The following is a 2,708-nucleotide window of genomic DNA, read 5'->3' as shown; positions in this document are numbered from 1 at the left end:
ATAATTTCTCCGTATAATTTTTCTTGAGATAAATATGTGTAAATTTCAACATATTTATATAAAAACGTTAAAGCGTATTCATACATATTATCAACTCCATATAAAGATTTTAGAAATCTTGTTATAATATATGATTTATATATAAATATTGTTCTTTATAAATATAAAATTCATATATTTTTTAGTTTAAAATATGGTAAAATAAATATAAAATCTGTATAGTAAAAGGGAGAAAAATTATGAAGTGGATTAATTCAATAAAGGATTATAAACCATTTAATGAACAAGAAACAAAAGATAAAGAGATAATAATTAAATGTATAAATATATTTGATGATGTATTAACTAGAAAAAATGAATTAGCACATATAACATCATCTACATTTGTAGTAAATAAATCTAAAGACAAAGTACTTATGGTACATCACAATATATACAATACTTGGTCATGGATGGGTGGACACAATGATGGTGATGATGATTTCTTGAAAGTTGCTATAAAAGAATTAGAAGAAGAAACAGGCGTAACTGACATCAAAATACTGGGAGATGGAATATTTTCACTAGATGTATTAAATGTAAAGAGTCATATGAAAAGAGGAAAGTATGTTGCACCTCATCTTCATTTGTCAGTAGCATATTTAGTAGAAGCTAATGAAGATGAAGCGCTAATAGTTAAAGAGGACGAAAATAGTGGCGTTATGTGGATACCTATTCATGAAATAAATAGGTATGTTAAAAATGAATCACATATGCAAAAGTTATATCAAAAATTTATAGAAAAAATGAATACATTATAATAGTAGAAAAATTAGGATGTTCTTAATATAGGAGGAAGCTAAATGGACAAAAGTTCAATTATTAAAAAAACAAAAGAATTTGTAAAAGAGAAACTATATGGTGAGGGAAGTGGACACGATTGGTGGCATATAGAAAGAGTCTATAATATGTCTAAGTTTTTAGCTTCTAAAGAAAATGCTAATAATTTTATTGTAGAGATGACTGCTCTACTTCATGATATAGACGATTGGAAATTTTCAAAAGGAAATGAAACGAATACATATGTAACAGAAGAGTTTTTAAAATCGGTTAATGTAGATAAAGAGGATATAGGTAACATAATCAATATAATAAAGACTATGTCATTTAAAGGTGGTATAGTGGATTCTTCACAATGTACTTTAGAAGGTATGGTAGTCCAAGATGCAGATAGATTAGATGCTATAGGTGCTATTGGAGTAGCTAGAACATTTGCTTATGGTGGGTATAAAAATAGTCAGATGTATGATCCAAGTATTAAACCTATGGAATTTGAATCATTAGAAGAAGTTAAGAATGTTAAAAATCACACCATAAATCATTTTTATGAGAAGCTTCTTAAATTAAAGGACTTAATGAATACTGAAACTGCTAAAGAAATTGCAATTAGAAGACATAAGTTTATGAAACAATTCTTAGATGAATTTTACTATGAATGGAATTTTGGTTCAAAGTAAAATTAGGGTATATAAAAGAGCTGAAATGCTCTTTTTTTGTGTCCTCAATCATCATTCCTCATGAATTCAAATATATATTAAATTTTATATATTAACAGAAATTGTGAATTTTAATATTAATTTAAACAAATAATATTTTAAGGTGATAAAATGCATATTTTAAATTTAGAAACGAGAGAAAAACAAGATATCTTTAAAAATAACTTTTATAATAAAAAAGACTCTTATCTTATTTTAAGTTCTTCTAACGAATTAAATCTCCTTAAAGATATCTTATATATAGATGAAATCACATTTAAGGAGTGCCTTAAATTTGATGAAAATATAAAATTAGATTTATTTGATAATTATGATTTTTTAAGTGTAAATACGTTTGAACTTGTAGATAATAAAGCTCAGATTGAAGAAGTAAATATTTATTTATCAGATAACTTTATACTAGTTGTTTGCAATGAAAATCACTTCTTGTTTAAGTTTGTAAAAGATATGATAATGAATGAGATTAGTATGGAAAATACTTCTAGTGTAGTAAGTCTTTTTAAAATTAATTATTTAATATTTAAAAACATTATAATTCATGAATTTGAAAGTTTAGAAAAGGTAGAAGATATAATTTTAAAGTTAGAAGATGAAATCTTAGAAGGTGTTGCAGATGATCAGGTATTAAAAATAAACTATATAAGAGGTATAACTAGAACTGTAGTCAAAAATACGAGGCCTCTTTTATATATAGGTGATAGAATACTTAAAGAAAATATAAGATACTTAAAATATTCAGATGTTAAAGAGTATAAGTTAGATAATCTGCAAGGTATAGACTTTGGTATAGACAAGTTATATAGTTTTGCTATTTCGACACGTGAATTAGCTGACAAACTACTAGATATTTATTCTTCTCAAATAACAGAAAAAACAAATACTTTAATAACAAAACTTACTGTACTTACAGGTATTGCAGCACCTTTAACTATTATAACAGGTATTTATGGAATGAACTTTAAGGTTATGCCAGAACTTGAATGGTATTATGGTTATCCATTAACCTTAGGGGTTATGATTTTTATAATAATAGTTGGAGTTATTATATTTAAAATCAAAAAATTACTTTAATTATAAAGAGCTTATTGAAAAGTTTTCTTTTAGATACAAGGAATTTATAATCTGAGCTATATTTGAAAATACAATTAATAAAAAAAATAGAAATTTTCAAAA

Annotated in this window: 3 protein-coding genes; all 3 read left to right on the top strand. The window is 24.8% G+C overall.

Going from position 1 to position 2,708, the window contains the following annotated elements; genetic code table 11:
• Positions 1 to 239 precede the first annotated feature (239 nt).
• The 3 genes from VLM92_RS01705 to VLM92_RS01695 all read left to right on the top strand — a co-directional run bounded on the left by VLM92_RS01705 (position 240) and on the right by VLM92_RS01695 (position 2,606).
• Positions 240 to 800: an NUDIX hydrolase gene (locus VLM92_RS01705; protein ID WP_325274626.1), complete on the top strand. Its 561-nt coding sequence runs from the start codon at positions 240 to 242 to the stop codon at positions 798 to 800.
• Positions 801 to 842: 42 nt separating this feature from the next.
• Positions 843 to 1,496, top strand: a complete 654-nt coding sequence (locus VLM92_RS01700; protein WP_325274625.1) for an HD domain-containing protein — start codon at positions 843 to 845, stop codon at positions 1,494 to 1,496.
• Positions 1,497 to 1,646: 150 nt separating this feature from the next.
• Positions 1,647 to 2,606, top strand: coding sequence for a magnesium transporter CorA family protein (locus VLM92_RS01695; RefSeq protein ID WP_325274624.1), 960 nt, complete (start codon positions 1,647 to 1,649; stop codon positions 2,604 to 2,606).
• Positions 2,607 to 2,708: the final 102 nt, after the last annotated feature.

The organism is Romboutsia sp. (genome assembly GCF_035470145.1).
Classification (GTDB): Bacteria; Bacillota; Clostridia; order Peptostreptococcales; family Peptostreptococcaceae; genus Romboutsia_D.
Note: the sequence above shows the minus strand (reverse complement) of the source record. Positions and strands in the feature narration are given on the sequence as shown.